Below are 25,134 nucleotides of genomic sequence, written 5' to 3'. Positions count from 1 at the left end.
AAATAGTTATGACCTGTTTAAATAATGAACAAATCAAAAAATTAGAAAAACAAGCAAGTAATGATGAATATCGCCTTAATTATCATTTAATGCCACCTACTGGATGGTTAAATGATCCTAATGGATTATGTCAGTTTGAAGGGATTTATCATCTTTACTATCAATATGCACCAGACGATTGCTTTGGAGGTGATAAATATTGGGGACATTATAGTACAAAGGATTTTATTACTTTTAAAAATGAACCTGTTGCCCTGTTTCCTGATTGTTCTTTAGATGCTGGAGGTGCTTATTCTGGCTCAACAATAATCAAGGATAATAAAATGTATGTTTACTATACCGGTAACGTAAAATATCCTGGGAAACATGATTATATTCATACTGGTCGTGACCATAATACAATTATGGTTATAAGTGATGATGGAATTAATTTTGGTGAAAAAGTATGTCTAATGAAAAATGACGATTATCCAGATGACTTGACTTTGCATGTTCGAGATCCGCAAATTATTAAAAATGGTGATCATTATTATATGATTTTAGGAGCTAGAACAAATCAAGATGTTGGCTGTTGTTTATTATATCGAAGTGATGATCTGGTTAATTACAAACTAGTTAATCGCATTATTTCTAATGAACCATTTGGCTATATGTGGGAATGCCCTAATCTAGTTAAATTTGATGAGCAGATGATTTTATTTTGCTGTCCGCAAGGAGTAGAAACAGCAGGTTATGATTATGAGAATCTATATCAGAACGGTTATTATTTAATCAACGGTGATCTTGAAAAAGATTATAGATTAAGTGAATTTATTGAATTTGATCATGGCTTTGATTATTATGCTCCACAATTATTTATTGATGAGCAAGGAAGAACTATTATTATTGGCTGGATGGGGATGCCCGATGTCCCTTATACGAATCCAACAACCAAATATAATTGGCAACACGCTTTTACGCTTCCACGTGAGCTAACCTTTAAAAATAATAAAGTATATCAATTACCAATAAGTGAAACTAAATCGTTGAGAAAAGCTAAAGAAATAATTAATTTGTCTAATCATGAAAAAATATCTTGTAAAGGCAATATATATGAGTTATATTTACCGATAAATAATCGTGATTTTACTCTAACATTACGAAATGATGCAGTTATTGATTATCACAGTAATTTGTTGACATTTTCAATGGGTGCAAGTGGTTATGGTCGTGATTCACGACATATCGTTATTGATGATCTATCAAATATGACGATTTATAGTGATACTTCATCATTAGAAATATTTTTCAATGATGGAGAATATGCACTTACAACACGTATATATGATCATAGTAGCAACCTTGAAATATCTATTGACACAGAAATTCAATGTACTTACTATGAGCTAAATAGTTATCAGATAGTTTAGGTATCTGAAGAGGTCGTGACCAGGTTACGACTTTTTTATTTTCTTAGTATGACATTTGTCACTTTAAAATTGTGATGAAAGCAGTTACTATATAATTACAAATGTAATGTATAAAGAAATAGGGGGAATTTATGGAAATCAAAAATAATCAAAAAACAATTGTTAAAATGATGGTATTTCTTTGCCTCTGTATTACGTTGATGATTTTTGGATTTTATAGTTATCCAGATTTTAAAGCAACAGTAGGACAACAGCGTTTTGGGGCAACCTATATGACGATGAATAATCCATTTTTTGAAGTGATTAATAATGAGATAAAAAAAGCGGTTGAAGCGAATGGAGATGTCTTGATTACACTTGATCCAATTTTAGATGTTGATAAGCAGAATGAACAAATATTAGATTTGATTGACCAGCGTGTTGATGCGATTTTTGTTAATCCGATTGATGCTAAAAAAATAGAAATTGGATTAAAAGCAGCAAAAAAAGCTAAGATTCCGGTTATTGTAGTTGATGCCCCTATTTATGATGAGTCATTAGTAAATTGTTCAATTGCTTCTAACAATTATGATGCAGGTGTTTTATGTGCAAAAGATATGATGAGTAAACGAGATCATGCTAAGATTATTTTATTAGAGCATGCTACTGCAAAGTCTGCGGTAGAACGTATTCAGGGATTTCTTGATACTATTGCTAGTAATGCTAATTATCAAGTTATAAATCGTGCTGACTGTGATGGTCAAATTGAGATTGCAATGCCAACGATGAAACAGATGCTAAAAGAAACTCCTGCTGTAGATGTTGTTATGGCATTAAATGATCGTAGTGCTTTAGGAGCATTGGCAGCGATTGAATCAATGGAAATAGATAATGTTTTAGTTTATGGAGTCGATGGTTCGCCTGATGTTAAAGAATTGATCAATACTGGACTGATTCAGGCAACAGCAGCTCAATCACCTGTCAAAATGGGACAGTTAGCTTATCAAAAAGCGAAAGCGTTATTAGAAAATAAGAAGATTGAAAAGAAAATAGAAGTACCAGTAGAGTTGATTAGCCGTGATAATATTTCTAACTTTGAGTTAACGGGGTGGCAATGATGCAATACAGTGAGTATCGCTCTGTATCGTCAATTAAAAATATGATGATCATAATCAATTTTATTATTATTTTATTTGAAGCTAGTATTATTTTATTTTCAACAAAATATGTTTGTAATAATTTGATGGGGCGCGATTTTTTAGATACATTAGCATATTTACCAAAGAATCCGACTAAAGTATTTATTTATTCAATTATAGGATTTGCATTGTTGGTAATGATTATGTTCATTAGAAAATCTGAGAATTTTCAAGTTCGAAATGGACGAGTCATTTGTAATGGATTAGAAATAATTTTATGTTTCTGGATTATTTATAATCTTTATATGGGCTATAATGGAATAGCTTTATTAGTGTTTGCAGATATAATTTTTAATACCAAAAATGGGCGCAATACAATGGTTATTATCGGGTTTATTTTAATTATTTTTTTGTTATCTAACTATGACATTATTTCTAATATAATTCCAATGGTTTCTTTAGACAGCTATATACAGGTTTATGATGCCGCGACGAAAACTGCGATTTTAATAGCTAAAAATATTCTTGAATCAACAAACCTAGTCTTGTTTATTATGTTTTTAATTGTCTATATTGCAAATCAAATTAGAGAAAATGAGAATATTTCAAAAGAACTTTCTATGATCAACGAAGTTAATAAACAATTGAAGGATTATGCTGCGGTGACAGAAAAAATTGGCGAGAGTAATGAAAGAAAACGACTGGCACGAGAAATTCATGATACACTCGGTCATGCTTTGACAGGAATTGCAGCTGGAATTGATGCATGTATTGCAATGATTGATATCGATCCTAATGTAACTAAACAACAGCTTTTAGTTGTTTCTAAGGTTGTCCGTGAGGGGATTAGTGATGTCCGGCGGTCACTTAATAAATTGCGGCCCGGAGCTTTAGAAGAGCACACATTAAAAGAAGCAATTCAAAAAATGATTAAAGAATTTAGCGATGTTTCAGAGGTTGAGATTATGCTTGATTATCAGTTAGATAAAGTTGATTTTGAAAATACTAAAGAAGATATTATTTTTAGAATTGTTCAAGAAAGTATTACAAATGCATTAAGACATGGACGAGCTAAAAAGGTTGAAATCAATATTTACCAAAGGGTATCTGATTTAGAAATTGTTATTGCAGATAATGGAGTTGGCTGCGATGATCTAAAATTAGGTTATGGGTTAAAACAAATGCAAGAACGGGCTGCTATTTTAAATGGACGTTTAGAATACTATAGTAAAGAAGGTTTTACAGTTAAGGTTACAATTCCAATGAAAGAGGGGGAACGATATGATTAAGGTATTAATCGCTGATGATCAAGAATTAATTAGGGAATCATTGAAAATTGTTTTAAATACACACGAAGATTTACAAGTGATCGATACAGTAGAAGATGGTTTTGGTGTATTAGACAGTCTAAAACGAAATATTCCAGATGTTATTCTAATGGATATTAGAATGCCAAGAATGGATGGGGTATATTGCACAAAGATGGTTAAAGAAGCCTATCCGGATGTTAAAATAATTATTTTGACAACATTTGATGATGATGATTTTGTTTTTAGTGCATTAAAATTTGGAGCTAGTGGATACCTTTTAAAAGGAGTATCAATGGATGGATTGTATCAGGCTATTTTAACTGTTGTTTCTGGAGGTGCAATGATCAATCCGGATATTGCGACAAAAGTATTTAGACTTTTTTCGAAGATGGCAAATACTAATTATGCAATCAATGTTAATGATGATAATGTTAGGGAATTAAATAAACCAGAATGGAAAGTAATTCAACAAGTTGGTTTTGGTTTATCAAATAAGGAAATTGCTCAAAAATTATTTTTATCTGAAGGAACCGTTCGAAATTATTTAAGCTCTATTTTATCAAAGCTAGAACTTCGTGATCGTACTCAGTTAGCTATCTGGGCAGTCCAAACAGGTCAAACAACAAAGGATCTTGACGATGATTAAAAAGAATAAAATAATGATTATTGTCTTAGTTTTAGTTATGGGAATCGGGTTAATATATTACCACAATCAAAAGAAAGTTCTAACAATCGGAATATTTGCGGGAAGTAATTGGGATGTTCCTACGTTCGATTATTATGAAATGATTGATAAAATAATTGTCCGTTTTGAAAAAGAGCATCCCAATGTTGAAGTTCAATATAAAAGTGGAATTCTTAAGGAAGATTATTCTTTATGGTTATCAAATCAGTTATTAATTGGTGCTGAGCCTGATTTATACATGATTTTAAATGAAGATTTTAATTCCCTATCAGCATTAGGCGCATTAAAAAATTTAGACTCGATCATTACTGATGATCAAGATTTTAATAGTGATGAATTTTATCAAAGTACTTATCAGGCAGGACAGTATCAAGGTAAACAATATGCTTTGCCTTATGAAGTAAATCCTACTTTAATGTTTGTAAATAAAACTTTGCTACAACAAGAAGGAATCAGTCTTCCAAAGGACAATTGGTCGCTAGAAGAATTTTATAATGTCTGTCGACAATTGACTAAAGATAGTAATAATGACGGAATTATCGATCAATACGGCTGTTATAATTATGAATGGATCAACGCTATTTATGCTAGTGGAATAGAGTTATTTAATGAAACTGGAACGACCTGTGATTTTAATAATCACGAAGTAAAAAGTGCTATTCAATTTATTGAAAAACTGAATGCTTTAAATCGCGGCTTTAATATTACTTCCAATGATTTCGATCAAGGCAAAGTAGCTTTTGCACCAATGCAGTTTTCTCAATATCGAACATATAAGCCTTATCCTTATCGAGTAAGTAAATATTCTACATTTGAATGGGATGTGATTGAAATGCCTCAAAGTTCTGAGCAACATTTAACACAATTATCATCTTTAATGATGGGGATGTCGATGCGAACTAGTGCTCCTGAGTTAGCTTGGCAACTATTAAAAGAATTTACTTATAGTCAAGCTTCACAGCAGGATATTTATGAATATAGTCAAGGGGTATCTCCATTAAAAGAGGTGACCGAATCTAAACAGGTTTTGAAATTGTTAGAGGAAGATACGCTTGGTGATAGTAAAATTGATATGCGGGTATTAAGCCAGGTAATGGAGTATCCAACCACAAATACGCGATTTAGAAAATATGAGGCAGCAATGAAGATTGCTGATAATCAGATTAATCAAGCACTTCAAAACAATCTGGATTTAGATACTTCATTAACTGCTTTACAAAAAGAAATAACTAATTATTTAAACGAGTAGCAAGTATGACTATTCGTTTTTTATTATGACAAATGTCATTAAAAAAATGACATTTGTTTATGAAAAGAAATGACAATGCTCAGATGTATTGAAAGGGGTTACTTGATAAGATATAGATGTCAAAAGAAAGGGAGATTAAAAATGAAATATGTAATATTAGTTAGTCATGGGAACTTCGCTGAAGGGTTACTAGATTCTTTAAAAATGCTTACAGGTAATCATGATGATGTAATTGCAATAGGATTAAAAGATGGAATTACAGCTGATCAGTTTGCTATAGACTTTACTGAGATAATCACTAAAATTCCTAAAGAAAGTGAAATTATTGTTTTAGCTGATATCATAGGTGGTTCACCTTTATCAACTGCAATGAATGTATTGGCACAATCAGGATTGATTGATAAAACGACAGTACTTGGGGGAATGAATTTACCATTAGCTTTAACAACAATATTAATGAAAGATGTTTTAGATACTGATGCTTTAATTACAAATGTGACGAGTGAGGCAACAGGTGCAATTAAACAATTTGTTTTAGAAACAAATGATGAAGATGATGATATTTAGGAGGAGAAGATTATGTCAGTTTCATTTGTAAGAATTGATGATCGGATGATTCATGGTCAAACTTGTACGCGTTGGGCTAGAGAATATCCTTGTGATGGATTAATTGCTGTAAATGATAAAGCAGCAACTAATGATGTTTTAAAAGCTGCCTATAAAGCAGCAAGTGGTAAGAAAACATTTGTTTGGACATTAGCAGATTTCGCAAAAAAATCACAAAAAGTTTTAGATAGTGACACAAAATATTTCTTGATTGCTAAAAATCCAATTGATATGTGTACGATTTTAGTAGATCAGGGATTTGATCCTGGTGTTAAAACTGTTATTGTAGGACCTTGTAATGATCGTGAAGGGGCTACTAAATTAGGTAATAACCAGTCAATTACTCAAGCGGAGGCTGATGCGTTTGAACGTATCCATAAAGCTGGTTATACAATAAAATTTGCTTTATTACCAGACGTTTCGATTGGGACATGGGATGATTTCAAAAGTAAATTTGGTTATTAAAATATAAATGTAAAGGGGATTTTTATTATGGAAATAAGTTGGATTCAAGCCGCCTTACTTGGATTATTTGCTTGCTTATCAAGTATGCCAGGTTTAGGGGGAACATCATTTGGTAACTACACATTAGGTCGACCTTTAGTTGGTGGTTTAGTTTGTGGAATTATTTTAGGTGATATTCAAACTGGAATTTTAGTAGGGATTGCAATGCAAGTAGTTTATATCGCTCTTGTTACTCCAGGGGGAACAGTTTCGGCTGATGTACGGGCAGTAAGTTATATAGGGATTCCACTTGCTATGATTGCAATTAAAAGCTATGGTCTAGATGCTGCCTCAAGTGACGGAGCTGCACTTGCAACATCATTTGGAACAATGGTTGGAACTTTAGGAACAGTTTTATTCTATGGTACTGCAACGATTAATCTAGCATGGCAGCATATTGGCTGGCGGGCAGTAGAAAATGGAGATTATAAAAAATTATATATAGTAGATATGGTATTACCTTGGATTTCTCATATTTTATGTTCATTTATTCCTGCGATGATCATGTGTAAAATGGGAGCTCCGATGGTTGACTTGATAAAAACCTATTTACCAATGGATGGGGTTGCAATGAAAACATTATTTACAGTCGGTTCATTATTACCATGTGTCGGAATTGCAATCTTATTAAAACAAATCGTTACTAAAGCAATTGATTTTATTCCATTTTTCTTTGGTTTTACTTTAGCAGCTGCTTTAGGAATTAACTTAGTTTCTGCAACTGTTGTTGCGGGAATGTTCGCATTGATCAATTATCGAATTAAAATGTTGACACTTGGTAAAGTCGCAGTTGCTGTAGTTGATGATGACGAGGAGGATATATAAGATGGAAAAGAAATTATCAAAAAAGACCCTAACCAAATCTTTTCATAATTGGTATTATGGGAATTTAACATGTTTTTCTCAAGAACATATGCAAACATTTGGCTATTTGTGTTCAATGTTACCAATTGTTGAAGAATTGTATGATAAAAAAGATGCTCGGGCAAAAGCCATTAAAACGTATACTGCCTTTTTTAACACCGAACCGCAAGTAGGTTCCGTGATCGTTGGAATGACAGCGGGGTTAGAGGAGGCTCGTGCTAATGGTGCTGAAGATGTAGATGATGAAACAATAAATGGATTACGTGCAGGATTGATGGGACCGTTAGCAGGAATAGGAGATTCTTTAGTAGTTGGAACGATAATTCCTATTTTATTAGGGGTTGCAATGGGAATGTCTACAGGTGGTTCACCATTAGGGGCTATTTTCTATATTATTGTTTGGAATTTATTTGCTTATTTTGGAATGAAGTTATTATATTTTAAAGGTTATGAATTGGGTGGTAAAGCTGTAGATTTTCTAGTTGGACCTCAAGGAGAAGCTTTACGAGAATCAATTACAATGTTAGGTGGTATTGTGATTGGGGCAGTAGCAGCTACATGGGTTAGTGTAAAAACAAGTTTTTCGATGACTGCTGCTGGAGCTAAAGAACCGTTTTTAGATTTACAAAAGACGTTAGATGGTGTTTATCCTGGATTTTTAACTGCTTTATTCGTGTTATTATGTTGGTATTTATTGTCTAAAAAGAAAATGTCACCAATCAAAGTAATGTTATTATTAGTGGTTATTGCTCTTATTGGAGTATTGGTTGGATTCTTTAACCCGGGATTAACATATTAAAAAGGAGAACTTAAAATGGATCAAAGAGTAAAAAAAGCATATTTTGAAGAAATAGAATATCAGACTAAACAAATTAATCGATTAAAAATATGGCTAAAAAATTTATTAATTATTTCCTCTCTTATTATAGCTATCATATTTTTTGTAGATAAAATAAGTATGATTATTACTGTGATTTCATACATTGCTTTAATAATAATCATAATTTCTTTGATTATTATTAACTTGGCGATTCGTAATGGTTCAATGAATGTAAACAATATTATTATTAAAATGGAACATATTAAATAATAAATTAAACAAGCCCCTAAAGGAGTATTTATGGTTTAGTAAAAAAGGGGCTCTGATGATTTTAATAGAGCTTATATTAGCTGGAAACTAGGAAATTTTAAAATTTCCTAGTTTTTTTCGAAACATTTGTTTTTAGTTTGACACACTATTAAATCTTGAGTAACATAAGTACATTGGAGGTGTACTATGCTGTTAATAAATAAAACATTAATTAGAATGTCCGAAGGAATTAGAGGTTGGATTGCAATAATTACCGGACTTAAAATATTAACATTAGTAGGAACAGTAATGTTTGCTAAAACTATTTCATCCTTTTTAAGTGATTTATATCATCCGAAAATGTCACAAGAGCAGTTGCTGGCAGCAATAATCAGTGCATTGATTGCTTCATGTTTGATTTTAATAGCTGATCTATTAACTGGAGAAGCCGAATATCGCTGTGGGGCCAAAGCACGGATTAATTTGCGTAAAGAGATTTTTGAAAAAATGCTTCAATTAGATGTTGGTAAAATTGAAAGGATTGGAGCAAGTAATACAATTAGTAGTGTTGGCGATGGAGTGGAGCTAATGCAGGTTTATTACACTAAGTATTTACCAAGTTTGCTGTATTGTTTCTTTGCGCCAGTTTATTTATTTTTTCAGTTAAAAGATACTTCGCTGCTAGTAGCGACAATACTACTGATTATTTCATTAAGTTTACCGTTAGTAAATAATTATTTTAGAAAAATGATTGATCAATTAAAGAAAGAATATTGGACTAGTTTTCAAGATTTAACAAGTTATTATTTAGAAAGCTTAAAAAGTTTGGTTACTTTGAAATTATTTAATCAAGATCGACGTAGACATGATAATTTGAGGCGAAAAGCGGATACATTTAATCAAAGTACAATGTCGATTATGAAAATGAACTTTTCATCATTTTTGGTTTCAGATGGATTAATTTATTTAGGTGTTATTCTGGCAGTAGTAATTGGCTGTTCACAATTGGCTAAAGGAACGATTGATTTAGCACAGGCAGTTTTATTGTTAATGTTGTCATATAGTTTTTTTAGTTCAATTAGACAATTGATGTCTGCGACTCATGATGCTTTATCAGGGATTGCGGCAACAATAAAAGTAGATGAAATATTAAATTTAGATGCTTCAAGAATTCATAAGAGTGAGGCTGAAACAGCTCACGAAATAGCGGTTAAATACAGTCAGGATACTTTAGCTTATTTGCAGGATTATTCGGGGATCATAGTAAAAGATATTGTTTTTAATTATCATCAAAGGCGCCAAGTTTTAAAGCAGTTAAGTATTGAAATACCAAAAGGTAAAACAACTGCAATTGTAGGTAAGAGTGGTTGTGGAAAAAGTACGTTGGCAAGTATGCTAATGCGTTTTATTGACCCAGATCAAGGCTATTTATTTCTTGATGGTCAAAGTTATTTTAGTTTAACGCCTGAAGAAGTTAGAAAAAATATTGTTATGGTACCACAACGGGTTAGTATTTTTAGTGGTTCATTAGAAGAAAATTTGAAACTGGCTGCACCAAATGCTTCAACAAGTGAATTATTAAACGTTTTAAAACAAGTGCATTTATATCAATGGTTGCAAAGTTTGCCAGAAGGCTTATCGACAGATTTGGGTGATAGTGGTGCTAAATTATCTGGCGGGCAGCGTCAAAAGATTGGAATCGCCAGAGCTCTATTAAGTGGTGCTCCATATTTAATTTTTGATGAAGCAACTTCAAGTGTTGATCGTGATAGTGAAGATGAGATTTGGCAATGTATTAATGAGCTTGGTTTAACTAGAACATTAATTATTATTTCTCACCGCTTATCGACAATTCAACGTGCTGATAATATCATTGTGTTAAATCAAGGAAGATTAGTTGAACAAGGGAATCATCAAGCATTATTAAAATATCATGGTGAATATTATCAGTTGGTAAAAGAACAAGAAGCTTTAGAAGCAGCGGGAAAGGTAGGATAGATTATGGAACATAAACAATCATTATTAACCTTAACCAAACGATTATTGAAAATTGCTGCCACATTAAAAAAATTCTTTGTTATTTCTACAATTGTCAGTATAATTGGAAATATTTCTCAAATGGGGCTAATGGGATTTGGAGCTGCTTTTATTTTGAGTGTTGCCGGAAAGTTAAAATATGCCAATAGCGTCACATATTGTATTTTAATGATTATAAGTGGAATTTTAATTGTTACTTGTCGTTATCTTGAAGGATATTTTTCACATGCTGGTTCGTATGAATTATTAGCTAAAATGCGAGTTGACATGTTTGGAACTTTACGCAAGTTGGCACCAGGGAGTTTGATCGGACGGAATAATGGCGATATCATGGCAATTGCAATTGCTGATATCGAAAGTATTGAATTTTTCTTTGCACATACGATTGGGCCATTATTTACCGTTATTTTACTTCCGTTAGTGACTTTGATTATTGCAGGAAGTATTGATATGCTCTTTGTCTATGCACTGTTACCAATCTATTTAATTATTAGTGTTATTATTCCTATTTTAGCCATTAAACTGGGTCGTAATATAGGAATTGGTTATCGTCAAAAGTTAGGAGAATTAAAAATATTTTTATTAGATAGTGTATATGGATTATCAGAAATTCAAATTTTTGATTATGGAAAACGTCGTAATGAAGAATTAGAAGCTGTTAATCGCAATATAAATCGTTCAATTCATCAACTTGCTTATCACCGCCAATTAGTTGTTTCCACGCCAACGTTTTTCATTTATCTTGCTCGAATTGCTGTAATTGCAGTAGCTTCATATCTTGCTTTAAAAGGAAATATTGATACAACCGGAATTATTATCTTATCATTTTTAGTTTCGGCTTCATTTTCATCGACGCAATCATTAACGACTGTAGTTTCAAGTTTACTTGAAACTTATGCGGCGGCACAACGCTATTTTGATTTGGAAGATATGGTTCCCGTCGTAAATGAAATTGTTGAGCCTAAAGAATTGAAAAATATCGACAAAATTGAATTTATTAATGTAAGTTTTAGCTATCCTGAAATTAATAGAAAAATTATTGAAAATATGAATCTTACCATTAATTTTAAAGATAAAATTGGTCTTGTTGGAGAAAGTGGAATTGGCAAATCAACTTTGATTAGATTGTTATTACGTTTTTATGATGTTACAAGTGGTCAAATTTTAATTAATGGTATAGATATCAAAGAATACTCTTTGCAAGATTTACGTCAACGAATTGGAACACTTGAACAAGACACTTTTCTTTTTAATGATTCTATTGCTGCTAATATTGCTTTAGGAAAACCAAAGGCGACAAAAGAAGAAATCGTAAAGGCTGCTCAAATGGCAGGAATTCATGAATTGATCATTAGTTTACCAGAACAATACGATACTATGATGGGAGAACTTCAGAATCGATTGTCAGGTGGTGAGAAGCAAAGAATTGGAATTGCACGGGTTTTATTAGTTGATCCTGATTTTTTAGTTATGGATGAACCAACAAGTAGTTTAGATGTTATTAATGAAAAAGGTTTATTGAAGACATTGGCTGAACAATTTGAAAATAAGACATGGTTAATTGTGTCACATCGACCTTCTTCATTGACGGGATGTGATCGGGTGATTAAATTAGAAAATAAACAAATTTATGAATTAGGAGGAAAAGCTTAAGGCTTTTCTTTTTTTATATGCTAAAATATGTTCAGGAGGAAATAAGTGTGAAAGAAAATATGAAATATTTAACTAACCATTATCAGTTAAGAGAATTTACTTTAATAAGAATGTTAGAAATTATTAATCAAAATAAAAATATAACTCCTGGAGGAACTGTTTTTTATGGGGATTCAATTACTGAGTATTGTGATCTGGACAAGTATTATCCTGAGATAGAGACTAAATATAATTGTGGAATAGCGGGGATTACTTCAGGAATGCTTTTAAATTTCATCGACGAAGGGGTTATCAAATATCAACCTAAAAACGTGGTTTTGATGATTGGAACAAATGATCTTGGTAATACGGTCATGGAGAGCCCCCGTGATATTGCTTTAAATGTTAAAGAAACAATCGAAATTATTCATTATAATTGTTTGGATACTAAAATTTATCTTGTAGCACCATTACCATGTTTAGAAATGCTTCATGGTTATAAAGCAACAAAGCAAGGATTACGCAGTAATGATACCTTAAAGATGGTCTTTAAAGAGTATAAAAATATTATTCCGTATGATTATGTTACTTTGATTAATCCTTTTATGGCACTTTGCAATAAAAAGGGCCAACCAGTTGAAAATTATTATCTTGATGGTCTTCACATTAATGATGATGGATATCGGGCCTATACAGGGGTAATCAAAGAAAAACTGATAGATTGAATTAGAAAATGGGGATAGCTAATAGATTGTTTAATTACAACAATGATGCTAGAATACTACTAATGGTTGATTTGGGGAGGAAGATATTATGGATACAATTATCATCGTTATAAAAGATAGTGATGATTGTTTAAGATTAAAGGAGTTTTTAAGTAGTGACTATCATATTGTTATATGTAGTGAACTTGAAAATATTATTGATAACCTTAATGATAATCGAATCGTTGCTATTATTATGGACTTAGATGATGCGACTGAAGTTAATGTCGCAAAGTATTCTAGTTATAAAAATATTGATAATATTCAAATCCCTTTAATCGTAGGTGGGAACTTTACGGGAAATCTTCTTAATTTATTAAATTTAGGAGTTAGTGAGGTAATTGTTAAGCCTTATAATGAAGCAATTATTAAATTACGAATCAATAATGCAATTCGTCGGGCCGAAGATAATGAATATAGAATAATGGCTGATTTTGATACTTTAACCAAGATCTATAACCGTACTGCTTTTTATCGCGAAGCTAAAAAATTAATTACGCAAAACCAAGATATTAATTATGATCTTGCTTGTTTTGATATTGATCGATTTAAGATTATTAATGATATTTATGGTAGTAGTGTCGGTGATGAACTATTGATTTATATTGCTAACACGGGAGTTAAGCGGATGAAGAAACTTGGCGGATTAATTGGACGTTTAAGTGGGGATTTATTTGCAATCGTAGTTCCTCATCAAGCGAATATTGAAGACCTGTTGCTTCAACAAATGAATGAAGACATTGGTAACTTTGATCTTGGAATCAAGGTTGTAGTCAGTTTTGGTTATTATAATATTGATGATCTATCATTACCAGTCAATAATATGTGTGATCGGGCAATGATGGCGATAAAAAAAGTAAAAGATAAATACAATACCAGCTATGCAACTTATGATGATGAACTTCGAGATCAAGTTTTAGAAGAACAGAGAATTATTGATGAAATGGATCGTGCATTTGAAAATGATGAATTTATTCCTTATTATCAACCCAAATTTAATATGGTAACGAGGACATATATTGGTTATGAGGCATTGATGCGTTGGCAGAGTCCGACTCGAGGAATGGTGTTACCAAGTACCTTTATTCCAGTTTTTGAAAAGAATGGTTTTATTTCTAAAGCAGATCGGGTAATTTGGCGTAAAGTATGTCAAGATATGGTTATTGCCCGCCAAAAAGGACATGTCTTATTACCTGTATCTGTAAATGTTTCTCGAATTGAATTATATGATCCGGAATTAGGAAATACTATCTTAAAACTTTTAGCGGAATATGAGCTGTCGATTGAGTTATTTCAATTAGAAATTACTGAAACGGCATATATGCAGGATAGTAATCAAATGATTGAGGCTGTAGTAAAGTTAAAGGAACTTGGCTTCACTATTTTAATGGATGATTTTGGTAGTGGTTTTTCATCGTTGAATATCTTAAAGGAATTGCCGTTTGATATAATTAAAATTGATTTGGCGTTTTTGGAACATTTTGATAAAAATAATAAAGCTGAAAAGATTTTAAAATCAGTGATTCAAATGGCGAAACGCCTTAATATGGAAGTAATTGCTGAAGGAGTAGAAACCAAACGCCAAGAAGATTTTTTAGTAGAACTAGGTTGTAATCGTGCTCAAGGGTATCGTTTTGCTAAACCAGCTAGTGCTTCAAAAATTGCTTATATGGTTGAAAATGGTGTCATCGGAGTAGGTGATACTAAAGATGAGGATAGTGCAATAGTTAATATTGATGATATTTTAACGACTGTTTATCAGCAAGGGGAAGTAGATTGGTATCGACAGGCACTATTAGAATTAAATGCTCAAGTTTTCGAATATGATTTTAAGCGTGATAATATGATTGTTTTTGATACTCCAACAAAGGAAAATGGTTCTAATTTAGCTAAGATGGAAATTCCCAATTATCTTTACAATGTAAGTATTGGTAGAATCGTACATTCAAAAGATGTAAAAAGATATCAGACTGTTTTCAATGGTAATCAGGAATTTAAGGTTATCTATCGACGTTTTATGATTAACCATGGTTCTGGTTATACTTGGGTTAAAGATACAGGAAGAATAATTTATGATGAAGATAACAAACCAAAAATATGTATTGGTGTAAGTCGTGTTATTTCAGATGAAAAGCTTAATGAACAAATGATGAATGTTTTATCAGTAATGGAGCAGTCAACTGATTTTGATTCATCAATCAACCATATTTTGGCAGAGATCGGGGATGATTTTTTACTTGATCGGATTACGTTATTACTAGAAGAAGGAAACAATTATCGTTCTGTCTATGCATGGCAAGATGAGTCGATTGAGCTTGAGATTAGTGATACTTTCTCAATAGTGAGGACAGAGCTTCAAGAAATAGTCACATATTTTAAGGAGCATCAAATAATTGTTGTTAATAAAAATGAAGGTAATCAATTTAGTAAACAAATTAATAAAAATTTCTTTGATAATCAAGTAAAGACACTTGTTATCATTAGTCTAAACGATGATATTGGTGAATTTATCGGGTGTATTGTTTTTACAATGATAAATGATTATCGACAATGGCGCGATGATGAACTTTGGGCATTACAAGAATTAGTAAAGGGGATAAATGTCTATTTAAATAAAGAGAAAATTTTTAATCGTTTAGATAGCATATTATTAACATATAATCGTGTTATGGAAAAATTGAATGATGGAATATTGATGTTTACATATGAGTCTCAGCCCCAGCTGCTATTTATTAATGAAGCATACCGTAAGATATTAAATATTGATGATATAAATGTTACTAATTTTCTTAGTACGTACTATCGGAGCGTCGATTTGGATGTTCAAAAGCAAATTCATCAGGCAATTGAAAAGTGTGTTGAAACTGGGGAAGAACAGACGCTTTATCATCCACTTAAAACTTGTGAAAAGCAGATTATTAAGGCTAAAACTATTTATAATCTTTCGCCAGTTAAAGAAAATGGTAAATTGGTAATTATTAGCATTACTACGAAACAGTGCACTTAAGTGCTATTATTTTATACTTGTGTATAATTGTATCTAGGAGGTCATAATAATGGCAGAAATATTGATTATTGAAGACGAAGTTAAATTGCGCCAAGAACTGGAAGTATATTTAAATAATAATGGATATTTGACTAAAGTAATTGAGTCTTTTGAAAATACTTTAGAACAAATGAATCAGTTTGATGGGGATTTAATTTTATTGGATATTAATCTTCCCAATGTAAATGGACAGTTTTTATGCAAAGAATATCGTAAGAATTCAAGTAAACCAATTATTATTGTAACTAGTCGCAACAATGAGATGGATGAATTGATGTGTATTAATTATGGTGCTGATGATTTTGTCACGAAACCGTATAATCCATTAATTTTATTGGCCCGAATCGAAGCGGTCTTAAAACGAACACAGCCTACAAGTGATGTTTTGATTAGTTATGAAAAGATAAAATTAGATGTATCTAAAAGTAGTATTATTGATAAAAATAAAGTGATTGAATTATCAAAAAATGAGTTAAAAATATTTTACTTTTTATTACTGCACCGTGGGAAAATTAAATCTCGAGAAGAATTAATGGCATATTTATGGGATAGTGATATGTTTGTGGATGATAATACATTGACTGTTAATATTAATCGCTTACGTAAAAAGTTAGAGGATATTGGTTTAAATGATGTAATTCATACTAGACGTGGTCAGGGGTATATCATTTTATGAGATTATTTGATTATTTAAAAGATGAAATCATTACGGTTACAGTAATGATTTCTGTGACTTGTTTGGTAATGTTGATTTTGGCAGTTTTTAATTGTCCAACTTTTTTAGTAGTCTACATTCCACTTCTGCTCATTAGCTCATTTGTAGTAGTATTAATGTATAATTTTTTTCGGCGTAGAAATTTTTATAATAATTTGATAGGAATCTTAGATCATCTTGATGAAAAGTATCTTATTACTGAATTGATTGGAAATCCTCATTTTCTAGATGGTAAAATTATGGTTAACTGTATTTATGAAATTGATAAATCAATGAAAGAACATTTAAATGATGCAATTTATCGACAAAGTGAACTCAAAGAGTATATTGAGATGTGGTGTCATGAAGTAAAAACACCTGTAGCTACAAGTCAAATGATTATTGAAAATAATCTAAATCCAGTTAATGAGAGTATTAAAGAAGAACTCATAAAGATAGATAATTATGTTGAACAAGTACTCTTTTATGCTCGAAGTGAGAATGTTGAAAAAGACTATTTAATTAAAGATGTTAAACTTAGTGAATTAGTTAATTCAGTAATTAAACGTAATAAAAAAGATTTAATCAATAAACATGTTAAAATTGAATTAGAGAATCTTGAAATAGATGTTGCTAGTGATAAAAAATGGTTAGAGTTCATTTTAAATCAGATTATTAATAATGCAATTAAATATGTTGATGAAACACCAATAATTAAACTATTTGCAAAACAATATAAAGATCGTGTTGAATTAATGATAAAAGATAATGGAATTGGAATCTTAGAAAATGAATTGAATCGTGTTTTTGATAAAGGATTTACGGGAACAACGGGACGAACTAAACAAAAGAGTACGGGAATTGGTTTATATTTATGTAAAAAATTATGTTATCGATTAAATCATGAAATTAAAATAGATTCAAATTCACATGGTACGGTAGTAACTTTGGTTTTTCCGTACAGCTCACACATAACCTTACAATAATGTAAGGTTATGTTATTTTATTCGATGGTAGAAATTATTATGACGGCTATAATAGTTGTTGAGGTGAAGAGAAATGGAAAAAATTTTAAGAATTGAAAAAATTGAAAAATATTATGGAAATAAAAACAACATTACAAAGGCTGTCGATAATATTAGTTTCGATGTTAACGGTGGTGAGTTTGTAGCCATTATGGGGGCTAGTGGTAGTGGGAAAAGTACTTTACTAAATTGTATTTCAACGATTGATAAAGTTACTAGTGGTCATATTTATTTAAAGGATGCTGACATTACTAAACTAAAGGGATATAAATTAACAAAGTTTAGAAGGGATTCGTTAGGCTTTATCTTTCAAGATTTTAATCTTTTAGATACATTGACTTCATTTGAAAATATTGCTTTGGCTTTAACGATTCAAAAATCAGATTATAAAAAAGTAGATGAGAAAGTAAACAAGGTTGCAGCAGCTTTAGGAATCAAAGAAATTTTATCAAAGTATCCATATGAATTATCTGGTGGTCAAAAACAAAGAGTTGCTTGTGCTAGAGCTATCGTTACTAATCCTGATTTGATTTTAGCGGATGAACCAACTGGAGCTCTTGATAGTAAATCAGCAAGAATGTTATTAGATAGTTTGAATGCGTTAAATGAAAAATTGAATGCAACAATTTTGATGGTTACTCATGATTCATTTACAGCTAGTTATGCTGATCGAGTAATCTTTATCAAAGATGGTAAAATCTTTAACGAAATTGTTAAAGGTGATAATTCTCGTAAAATGTTCTTTAATAGTATTATGGATGTTCAAACATTATTAGGTGGTGAACTAAATGAAGTTATTTAGTTTAGCACTTAGAAATATTAAAAAGAGTATAAAAGATTACTCAATTTATTTTATTACACTAGTTATTGCTGTTGCTATATTTTATATCTTTAATTCGATTGATAGTCAAACAGCAATGATGTCAATTAGCAAATCAACAATGGAAATTGTGCAGTCTTTAGTAAATGTTTTATCATATATTTCGGTTTTTGTTTCGGTAGTTTTAGGATTTTTAATTGTTTATGCAAATAATTTCTTAATTAAACGCCGAAAAAAAGAAATCGGTATTTATATGACTTTAGGAATGTCAAAGTTAAAAGTATCTACGATTTTAGTACTTGAAACAGTTATTGTTGGAGTGATTTCATTAGGAATCGGTTTACTCTTAGGAATTGGCTTATCTCAATTGTTATCAATTTTTACTGCAAAATTGTTTGAAGCTGATATGACCAAATTTACATTTGTTTTTTCTAGTGGAGCACTTTTATCAGCGATTATTAATTTTGGATTTATTTATATTATTGTAATGATTTTCAATATTATCACACTAAATCGATTTAAGTTGATTGATTTATTATATGCAAATCGCAAAAATGAAAAGGTTAAAATAAAAAATGGCTGGTTAATTTTTATTATTTTTATTATCTCTATTGTTTTGATTGGGTACGCATATAAGTTATTGTATGATGGCGCTTTATATGTTGTGGGTTCTGATTTTTTGATCATGATTATTCTGGGGACGATTGGAACTTTCTTGTTTTTCTTATCAGTATCAGGTTTTTTATTAAAAGTTGTTCAAATGCGCAAAAAGACTTATTATAATGGTCTGAATATGTTTGTATTAAAACAAGTAAATAATAAGATTAATACACATGTTATTTCTACAACAGTTATTTCCTTAATGTTATTGTTAACGATCGGGATATTATCATCGTCTTTAGCGATGGCCTCAGCAATGAACACTACTTATGAGGGAAATAGCCCAAGTGATGTTACTGTATTTTCTAGTAATACTGAAATTATTGAAAGATTTAAACAGGAACCGGTGTATCAACAAATCATCAAAGAGGATTATCAGTTCAATTATCTTAATTTACAAGGATTAAAACAAGGTATTTTTATTGATTCAAAAGATAATGCTTATACTAATATAGAAGCAGTAAAAAATCAACCGATGCGTGTAATCAAAGAAAGTGATTTTAATAAAATCATGGAATTAAATGGTAAAGAAGATCAAAAAATACAATTGGCTAATAATCAATATGAATTAGTAGCAACTTATCCTGTAGCACTTGAATATTATAATAAGTTTCTAGCTGGCGATAGTACAATCAAAATAGGAGATACTACGCTTCAAAGTAATACGGATCAAGCAGTAGAATTGGCAATTACTAACGATAGCGGCAATGAAGGGTTTGTTGTTGTAAATGACCAGATTGCAAATAAATATGTGGAAGAACAAGAAAGTTATTTAACTTATCTAGTGGCAGACTATCAAGGTGATAAGGAAGAATGTGAGGAACAATTCCAAGATTTGCTTAAATCTTTTAATGAACAGTTAAGGACTGAAAGCAGTCCAACAGTTATTAGTTTTACCCGGATTGGATTAGGGCAATCGGGAATTGGAACGAGTGCTTTGTTTACTTTTGTTGGACTGTATTTAGGAATTGTATTTGCACTTGCAAGTGGTACTGTGTTAGCAATTGAACAATTATCAGAATCTTCTGATAATAAAGAACGTTATCGTATCTTAGGACAGTTAGGTGCAAGTAAACCAATGGTAAATAGAAGCCTTTTAGTTCAAATTGGAATCACATTTATGTTTCCATTAATCGTAGCTTTAATTCATAGTTTTGTTGCACTAAAAGAAATAAATTATATTATTAGTTTGATGGTCAGCATTAATATCGCTGATAACATCTTGGTTACGACGATCTTTATTGTAATTGTATATGGAGGTTATTATTTAGCGACTTATTTAGCTAGTAATCGAATCATTAATGAATAAAAAACCCGTTATGGGTTTTTTAGTTTAAGAGCGTATGCGGAAGTTCGTAGATTATATCGTCATGGCTGTATGTACGAATTTGTTTATGAGGTAAAATAGACTGGCGATCTTCTAACAATCCATCAAATACAATCTTGTGTCGATAGGGGAGCAGTGCTAAATTACAGACCTGGGGCAAAGTTGAATTAGGATAAATTTCTTTAAGATGATTAACAAGCCCATAAATAGCATAAACACCAGTTTCATTACTAACGAGCGTATAGTCATCAAGATTTGTTAAAATTAAAAAGTCATCAATAAAGCCAGCTTTAAAATCATTAATAATAGTCAGTTCATAATTGGTTAGGTGCTCAGGATTTTCACTGATATAGTGGTCGATTATATTTGGATTATCAAATAGTAAGGTTCGAATTTGAGAAAAATCATCTTGCTCAATATAATCAAGATTTTTCATTGAAATATCTGTAATTTTAAAAACTTGGTTAGTATACTCTAATAAACTTAAATACAGCTGATAAAAGGTAGAACTCTCTTGCTCACTGAAATAAGAATCTTTGTTGATTGTCAAATAGTAATCATACGGGGATAATCCATAAAAAGCAGCACTATGAATTAAAGGAACTGCAGCACGTAAATTCTTTTCAAGATGTTCAATAACTTGATTATTTGTAATTTTTAATTCATTAATCATATAAATCAAATCGTTAAGGTCACCATGAATTTGACAAAAAAGCATAATACTATCTCTAAATAATTCTCTTACAAAAAGATTATCAATTTGTTCGACTGCTTCATAGAGGTTAGTGATGGCTGGTTCACTTAAGTCAAAGCCATATTTAGCGATCGTTCTTAATTGTTTGGCGGTATAAGCCGCAGGAGTTTTTTTTACTAATGTTTGGAGCTGTTCAATTTTTTGGATAATCGGCCGATATGGCTCATAAGCTAATAATAATTCAGTTTCCCCTTGATAAATAAAGTAATGCTGAAATAGATAGTGATTTGTATCTAAATGAGTGTTTACTTCATTACGTGAAAGTGAAGGATCATAACTATGATAAATATTTACTAATTCTTGTGGTTCAATAATACCTCTAATGGCTAGAATACCAATCAATAATTCATTGATTTGATCTATTTGAATGACCTTGTCAATATCCGCTTGTTCTACAGCATTAATAACATTTATCTTTATGTCTTCAGGGATTTCTAAATAGTTATTATTATTAGGATTTTTAATTAGTAAGCATTTGTTGATCAATGTATTGATTGTAGGGATATCTTTACGATAACTTTTGGTTTTTTCAAAATTTTGTAAGAAAACGATTTCGTCATAACATAAAATATCTAAAACATTTTGAATACTGCCATTGTAGTATGCTACGATCTCTTGATAAATCTGTTTTGAGGTAATTTGATGCGGTGGTTTAAGGGTGGCAACAATCTTAAAATAACGCTGGTAAATATGCTGACATTCAGGTGTTGTAATTAATTCAACTAGTTTCATTAAACCACCTCCTTATACTTATAGGATACTACAATTTGCTGGGAGTTTAAAATGATATACAAAGAATCTTTACAATAAAGATAAGCTATGCTTATAATAATCAGGTGAGGTGTAAGATGAAAAGAAGAGAGCCGGTAATTCATGATTTAAATAAGTGTTCATTTCATGAAATAGAAGATAATTATTATCAGTGTTTATTTAATGAAAATCCTCAACAAGTTATTCCAATTAAAAATTTAACGATTGAGGAATGTAAATTTATTAAGATTGATTTTAATATGATCGAATTAGTTAATACTCATATAACAGATTGTATTTTTGAAAACTGTGATTTATCAAATTTAGAATTTAATAAGGTTAGTATCCATCGTTGTCACTTTATTAACTGTAAGATGACAGGGCTAAATTTTATTGACTGTTCTTTACAAGATCTTTTATTTGAGGGAGTACAAGGACGCTATATGAATATTAGTCTTGGAAATATTCGTTGTGTTGAGTTTAATGATAGTACATTAGATGAAAGTAGTTTTATGGAAGTGAATGTTAAAAATCTTGTTTTTAAACAAGTTAGTTTTATTGCTGGAGAGGTATTTAAAACAAGCTTAAAAGGGATGGACTTTAAGACCACTAATATTGAGGGAATTAGAATCGATGATTATAGTTTAAAAGGAATCCATGTTGATATGTATCAGGCAATCGCTTTAGCTAGTTTATTGGGAATCATCGTTGATTGAATTCAATGACAAAAAATGAAATTAAGGGCTATTTAAGCCCATTTTTATATCAATTAAAAAAAATAATGACAAAATACAATTCTGTGATATAATGATGAAGTTATAAGAGAGGTTGAGTAAATGAAGATAAGAAATATTGCGATTATTGCCCATGTCGATCACGGTAAAACAACACTTGTAGATCAATTATTAAAATTATCGGGTACATTTAGAGATAATGAACAAATAGCAGAACGTGCAATGGATAGTAATGCCATTGAACGTGAGCGTGGAATTACTATATTGGCTAAAAATACAGCCATCAATTATAAGGATTATCGCATCAATATTATGGATACTCCTGGTCATGCCGATTTCGGTGGTGAAGTTGAAAGAATCATGAATATGGTTGATGGGGTATTATTAGTGGTCGATGCTTATGAGGGAACAATGCCTCAAACACGTTTTGTTTTAAAGAAAGCATTAGCAGCTAAAGTAAAACCAATCGTAGTAATTAATAAAGTAGATCGTCCAGTAGTAAGAATTCAGGAAGTAATGGATGAAGTATTAGAATTATTTATGGAATTAGGAGCTGATGATGATCAGTTAGAATTCCCGACTGTCTATGCTTCAGCATTACAAGGAACTTCTAGTTTGGACCCTGATTTATCAACTCAAGAACCAAGTATGGACTGTTTGTTTGATATGATCATTGATGAGATTCCAGAACCATTAGTTGATGAAGAAGGACCATTACAATTCCAGCCGGCTTTATTAGATTATAATGATTATGTGGGAAGAATCGGTGTTGGACGAATTCAACGTGGTAAAATACGAGTTAATGAAAGCGTAACTTGTGTTCGTGCTGATGGTTCACACAGTCAATTTAGAATCCAAAAATTATTTGGTTTTATTGGCTTGCATCGAATTGAAATTGAAGAAGCAGGGGCTGGAGATATTGTGGCGATTGCTGGTTTAGCTGATATCGGTGTTGGTGAGACTGTATGTACTACGGGAAAAGAAGAAGCTTTACCATTATTAAAAGTAGATGAACCAACTATTCAAATGGTTTTTGGTACTAATACTTCGCCATTTGCAGGTCAAGATGGAAAATTTGTAACAGCTCGTCAAATTGAAGAACGTTTATTTAAAGAAACTAACCGTGATGTATCTTTAAAGATTGAAAGAATTCCTAACAGTGAAGAATGGATCGTTTCTGGACGGGGAGAGTTGCATTTGTCGATATTAATTGAAAATATGCGTCGCGAAGGATATGAACTTCAAGTTTCTAAACCAAAAGTAATTATTAAAGAGATTGACGGTGTACTTTGTGAACCATATGAAGAAGTTAATATTGAAGCACCCGATGACTGTATTGGTAATGTTATAGAATCATTAGGATATCGTCGAGGTGTACTTGAAAATATGGTTAGTAATGAAGGACAAACAAGTGTCACATATACAATTCCTTCAAGAGGGATGATTGGTTTTATGACAAACTTTTTAACAATGACAAAAGGTTATGGAATTATTTCTCATTCATTCTTAGAATATCGCCCAATGGAAGGTGAATCAGTTGGAGAAAGATCACTTGGTGTTTTAGTTTCGATAGATAATGGTCAAACTACAGCCTATGCTTTAGGTGGGGTTGAAGATCGTGGAGTTATGTTTATTGGTCCTGGTGTTGATGTTTATGAAGGGATGATCGTTGGTGAACATAGTCGTGACAATGATTTAGTAGTTAATGTTACAAAAGGTAAACAACTAACAAATACCCGTTCTTCATCAAAAGACTCAACAGTTGTTTTAAAAAGACCTCGGACATTTAACTTAGAAGCTTGCTTAGATTATATTAATGATGATGAATTAGTTGAAGTAACACCTGAAAACATTCGTTTGAGAAAACGTTATTTAACAGAACAAGCACGTAAACAACAAAACCGTTTAAAACAAAATAATTCATAAAGCAGGAAATTTCGATTTTCTGTTTTTTCTTTTTTATTCAATTTTGTTAGACAAACTTTGTAGGAATTTTCTAAAAAAAGATAATATTTTTATCGTTAATTCTTAAAAAATGATGATTAACACTATAAAATTTGCATATTTGGCTTGAATA

21 protein-coding genes are annotated in these 25,134 nt (G+C 31.1%); 20 read left to right on the top strand and 1 reads right to left on the bottom strand.

The features are described from left to right. Nucleotides 1-8: 8 nt before the first annotated feature. From KSU54_RS08550 to KSU54_RS08465, 18 genes are all read left to right on the top strand, one after another. Nucleotides 9-1,409, top strand: a complete 1,401-nt coding sequence (locus KSU54_RS08550) for a glycoside hydrolase family 32 protein (protein WP_003536177.1) — start codon at nucleotides 9-11, stop codon at nucleotides 1,407-1,409. A 131-nt stretch (nucleotides 1,410-1,540) separates the two neighbouring features. After that, nucleotides 1,541-2,506 (top strand): sugar ABC transporter substrate-binding protein, encoded by a 966-nt coding sequence (locus KSU54_RS08545; RefSeq protein WP_003536179.1) that lies wholly within the window; start codon nucleotides 1,541-1,543, stop codon nucleotides 2,504-2,506. After that, nucleotides 2,506-3,816, top strand: coding sequence for a sensor histidine kinase (locus KSU54_RS08540; RefSeq protein WP_008791331.1), 1,311 nt, complete (start codon nucleotides 2,506-2,508; stop codon nucleotides 3,814-3,816). Before KSU54_RS08545 ends, KSU54_RS08540 begins: the two co-directional genes overlap by 1 nt. After that, nucleotides 3,809-4,483: a response regulator transcription factor gene (locus tag KSU54_RS08535; protein ID WP_003536183.1), complete on the top strand. Its 675-nt coding sequence runs from the start codon at nucleotides 3,809-3,811 to the stop codon at nucleotides 4,481-4,483. The genes KSU54_RS08540 and KSU54_RS08535 overlap by 8 nt, the downstream gene beginning before the upstream one ends. Beyond that, a complete protein-coding gene (locus KSU54_RS08530; protein WP_003536184.1) occupies nucleotides 4,476-5,771 on the top strand; it encodes an extracellular solute-binding protein in 1,296 nt (431 codons plus the stop codon). Before KSU54_RS08535 ends, KSU54_RS08530 begins: the two co-directional genes overlap by 8 nt. A gap of 141 nt (nucleotides 5,772-5,912) precedes the next feature. Beyond that, the gene (locus KSU54_RS08525) at nucleotides 5,913-6,338 is read left to right on the top strand and encodes a PTS sugar transporter subunit IIA (RefSeq protein ID WP_008791332.1); all 426 of its coding nucleotides are present in this window, start codon (nucleotides 5,913-5,915) and stop codon (nucleotides 6,336-6,338) included. 12 nt (nucleotides 6,339-6,350) lie between these two features. Continuing rightward, nucleotides 6,351-6,842 carry a PTS system mannose/fructose/N-acetylgalactosamine-transporter subunit IIB gene (locus KSU54_RS08520; RefSeq protein ID WP_003536186.1) on the top strand — a complete coding sequence of 164 codons (492 nt, stop codon included), beginning with the start codon at nucleotides 6,351-6,353 and terminating at the stop codon, nucleotides 6,840-6,842. Nucleotides 6,843-6,869: 27 nt separating this feature from the next. Then, nucleotides 6,870-7,706 (top strand): PTS mannose/fructose/sorbose/N-acetylgalactosamine transporter subunit IIC, encoded by an 837-nt coding sequence (locus KSU54_RS08515; RefSeq protein WP_003536187.1) that lies wholly within the window; start codon nucleotides 6,870-6,872, stop codon nucleotides 7,704-7,706. Between the two features lies 1 nt (nucleotide 7,707). After that, a complete protein-coding gene (locus KSU54_RS08510; protein WP_003536189.1) occupies nucleotides 7,708-8,544 on the top strand; it encodes a PTS system mannose/fructose/sorbose family transporter subunit IID in 837 nt (278 codons plus the stop codon). 15 nt (nucleotides 8,545-8,559) lie between these two features. Then, entirely contained in the window at nucleotides 8,560-8,835 is a 276-nt protein-coding gene (locus tag KSU54_RS08505; RefSeq protein WP_003536191.1) for a hypothetical protein, read from the top strand. A gap of 186 nt (nucleotides 8,836-9,021) precedes the next feature. Beyond that, a complete protein-coding gene (locus KSU54_RS08500) occupies nucleotides 9,022-10,812 on the top strand; it encodes an ABC transporter ATP-binding protein/permease (protein WP_003536193.1) in 1,791 nt (596 codons plus the stop codon). Between the two features lie 3 nt (nucleotides 10,813-10,815). Beyond that, nucleotides 10,816-12,504, top strand: a complete 1,689-nt coding sequence (locus KSU54_RS08495) for an ABC transporter ATP-binding protein (RefSeq protein ID WP_003536199.1) — start codon at nucleotides 10,816-10,818, stop codon at nucleotides 12,502-12,504. A 47-nt stretch (nucleotides 12,505-12,551) separates the two neighbouring features. Next, nucleotides 12,552-13,208, top strand: a complete 657-nt coding sequence (locus tag KSU54_RS08490; protein ID WP_009300006.1) for a GDSL-type esterase/lipase family protein — start codon at nucleotides 12,552-12,554, stop codon at nucleotides 13,206-13,208. A gap of 88 nt (nucleotides 13,209-13,296) precedes the next feature. Further along, nucleotides 13,297-16,254 carry an EAL domain-containing protein gene (locus KSU54_RS08485; RefSeq protein ID WP_003536202.1) on the top strand — a complete coding sequence of 986 codons (2,958 nt, stop codon included), beginning with the start codon at nucleotides 13,297-13,299 and terminating at the stop codon, nucleotides 16,252-16,254. Nucleotides 16,255-16,303: 49 nt separating this feature from the next. Continuing rightward, the gene (locus KSU54_RS08480; protein WP_003536203.1) at nucleotides 16,304-16,969 is read left to right on the top strand and encodes a response regulator transcription factor; all 666 of its coding nucleotides are present in this window, start codon (nucleotides 16,304-16,306) and stop codon (nucleotides 16,967-16,969) included. Beyond that, a complete protein-coding gene (locus tag KSU54_RS08475; protein ID WP_003536204.1) occupies nucleotides 16,966-17,973 on the top strand; it encodes a sensor histidine kinase in 1,008 nt (335 codons plus the stop codon). Before KSU54_RS08480 ends, KSU54_RS08475 begins: the two co-directional genes overlap by 4 nt. A 73-nt stretch (nucleotides 17,974-18,046) precedes the next feature. Then, a complete protein-coding gene (locus tag KSU54_RS08470; RefSeq protein WP_003536205.1) occupies nucleotides 18,047-18,814 on the top strand; it encodes an ABC transporter ATP-binding protein in 768 nt (255 codons plus the stop codon). Further along, nucleotides 18,801-20,801, top strand: coding sequence for an FtsX-like permease family protein (locus KSU54_RS08465; RefSeq protein WP_003536206.1), 2,001 nt, complete (start codon nucleotides 18,801-18,803; stop codon nucleotides 20,799-20,801). Before KSU54_RS08470 ends, KSU54_RS08465 begins: the two co-directional genes overlap by 14 nt. A 19-nt stretch (nucleotides 20,802-20,820) precedes the next feature. Here KSU54_RS08465 and KSU54_RS08460 read toward each other — a convergent pair whose 3' ends face one another. After that, complete coding sequence (locus KSU54_RS08460; RefSeq protein WP_217746604.1) at nucleotides 20,821-22,305, bottom strand: hypothetical protein; 1,485 nt, start codon at nucleotides 22,303-22,305, stop codon at nucleotides 20,821-20,823. A 116-nt stretch (nucleotides 22,306-22,421) separates the two neighbouring features. Here KSU54_RS08460 and KSU54_RS08455 point away from each other — a divergent pair, with 116 nt between their 5' ends. Then, on the top strand, nucleotides 22,422-23,039 hold the full coding sequence (locus KSU54_RS08455) for a pentapeptide repeat-containing protein (protein WP_003536208.1): 618 nt from the start codon (nucleotides 22,422-22,424) through the stop codon (nucleotides 23,037-23,039). A 120-nt stretch (nucleotides 23,040-23,159) separates the two neighbouring features. After that, on the top strand, nucleotides 23,160-24,983 hold the full coding sequence (gene typA / locus KSU54_RS08450) for a translational GTPase TypA (RefSeq protein ID WP_003536209.1): 1,824 nt from the start codon (nucleotides 23,160-23,162) through the stop codon (nucleotides 24,981-24,983). Nucleotides 24,984-25,134 lie beyond the last annotated feature (151 nt).

It is taken from the genome of Erysipelatoclostridium sp. MSK.23.31 (assembly GCF_019125875.1).
In the GTDB taxonomy this organism is placed as follows: Bacteria; Bacillota_I; Bacilli_A; order Erysipelotrichales; family Coprobacillaceae; genus Thomasclavelia; species Thomasclavelia ramosa.
This window is presented reverse-complemented; position numbering and strand designations above follow the sequence as displayed.

What these genes read in the sequence shown, in the direction of transcription:
- KSU54_RS08550 (WP_003536177.1), top strand. Translation starts at nt 9, where the DNA reads ATGACCTGTTTAAATAATGAACAAATCAAAAAATTAGAAAAACAAGCA.
- KSU54_RS08545 (WP_003536179.1), top strand. Translation starts at nt 1,541, where the DNA reads ATGGAAATCAAAAATAATCAAAAAACAATTGTTAAAATGATGGTATTT.
- KSU54_RS08540 (WP_008791331.1), top strand. Translation starts at nt 2,506, where the DNA reads ATGCAATACAGTGAGTATCGCTCTGTATCGTCAATTAAAAATATGATG.
- KSU54_RS08535 (WP_003536183.1), top strand. Translation starts at nt 3,809, where the DNA reads ATGATTAAGGTATTAATCGCTGATGATCAAGAATTAATTAGGGAATCA.
- KSU54_RS08530 (WP_003536184.1), top strand. Translation starts at nt 4,476, where the DNA reads ATGATTAAAAAGAATAAAATAATGATTATTGTCTTAGTTTTAGTTATG.
- KSU54_RS08525 (WP_008791332.1), top strand. Translation starts at nt 5,913, where the DNA reads ATGAAATATGTAATATTAGTTAGTCATGGGAACTTCGCTGAAGGGTTA.
- KSU54_RS08520 (WP_003536186.1), top strand. Translation starts at nt 6,351, where the DNA reads ATGTCAGTTTCATTTGTAAGAATTGATGATCGGATGATTCATGGTCAA.
- KSU54_RS08515 (WP_003536187.1), top strand. Translation starts at nt 6,870, where the DNA reads ATGGAAATAAGTTGGATTCAAGCCGCCTTACTTGGATTATTTGCTTGC.
- KSU54_RS08510 (WP_003536189.1), top strand. Translation starts at nt 7,708, where the DNA reads ATGGAAAAGAAATTATCAAAAAAGACCCTAACCAAATCTTTTCATAAT.
- KSU54_RS08505 (WP_003536191.1), top strand. Translation starts at nt 8,560, where the DNA reads ATGGATCAAAGAGTAAAAAAAGCATATTTTGAAGAAATAGAATATCAG.
- KSU54_RS08500 (WP_003536193.1), top strand. Translation starts at nt 9,022, where the DNA reads ATGCTGTTAATAAATAAAACATTAATTAGAATGTCCGAAGGAATTAGA.
- KSU54_RS08495 (WP_003536199.1), top strand. Translation starts at nt 10,816, where the DNA reads ATGGAACATAAACAATCATTATTAACCTTAACCAAACGATTATTGAAA.
- KSU54_RS08485 (WP_003536202.1), top strand. Translation starts at nt 13,297, where the DNA reads ATGGATACAATTATCATCGTTATAAAAGATAGTGATGATTGTTTAAGA.
- KSU54_RS08480 (WP_003536203.1), top strand. Translation starts at nt 16,304, where the DNA reads ATGGCAGAAATATTGATTATTGAAGACGAAGTTAAATTGCGCCAAGAA.
- KSU54_RS08475 (WP_003536204.1), top strand. Translation starts at nt 16,966, where the DNA reads ATGAGATTATTTGATTATTTAAAAGATGAAATCATTACGGTTACAGTA.
- KSU54_RS08470 (WP_003536205.1), top strand. Translation starts at nt 18,047, where the DNA reads ATGGAAAAAATTTTAAGAATTGAAAAAATTGAAAAATATTATGGAAAT.
- KSU54_RS08465 (WP_003536206.1), top strand. Translation starts at nt 18,801, where the DNA reads ATGAAGTTATTTAGTTTAGCACTTAGAAATATTAAAAAGAGTATAAAA.
- KSU54_RS08460 (WP_217746604.1), bottom strand. Translation starts at nt 22,305, where the DNA reads ATGAAACTAGTTGAATTAATTACAACACCTGAATGTCAGCATATTTAC.
- KSU54_RS08455 (WP_003536208.1), top strand. Translation starts at nt 22,422, where the DNA reads ATGAAAAGAAGAGAGCCGGTAATTCATGATTTAAATAAGTGTTCATTT.
- typA (WP_003536209.1), top strand. Translation starts at nt 23,160, where the DNA reads ATGAAGATAAGAAATATTGCGATTATTGCCCATGTCGATCACGGTAAA.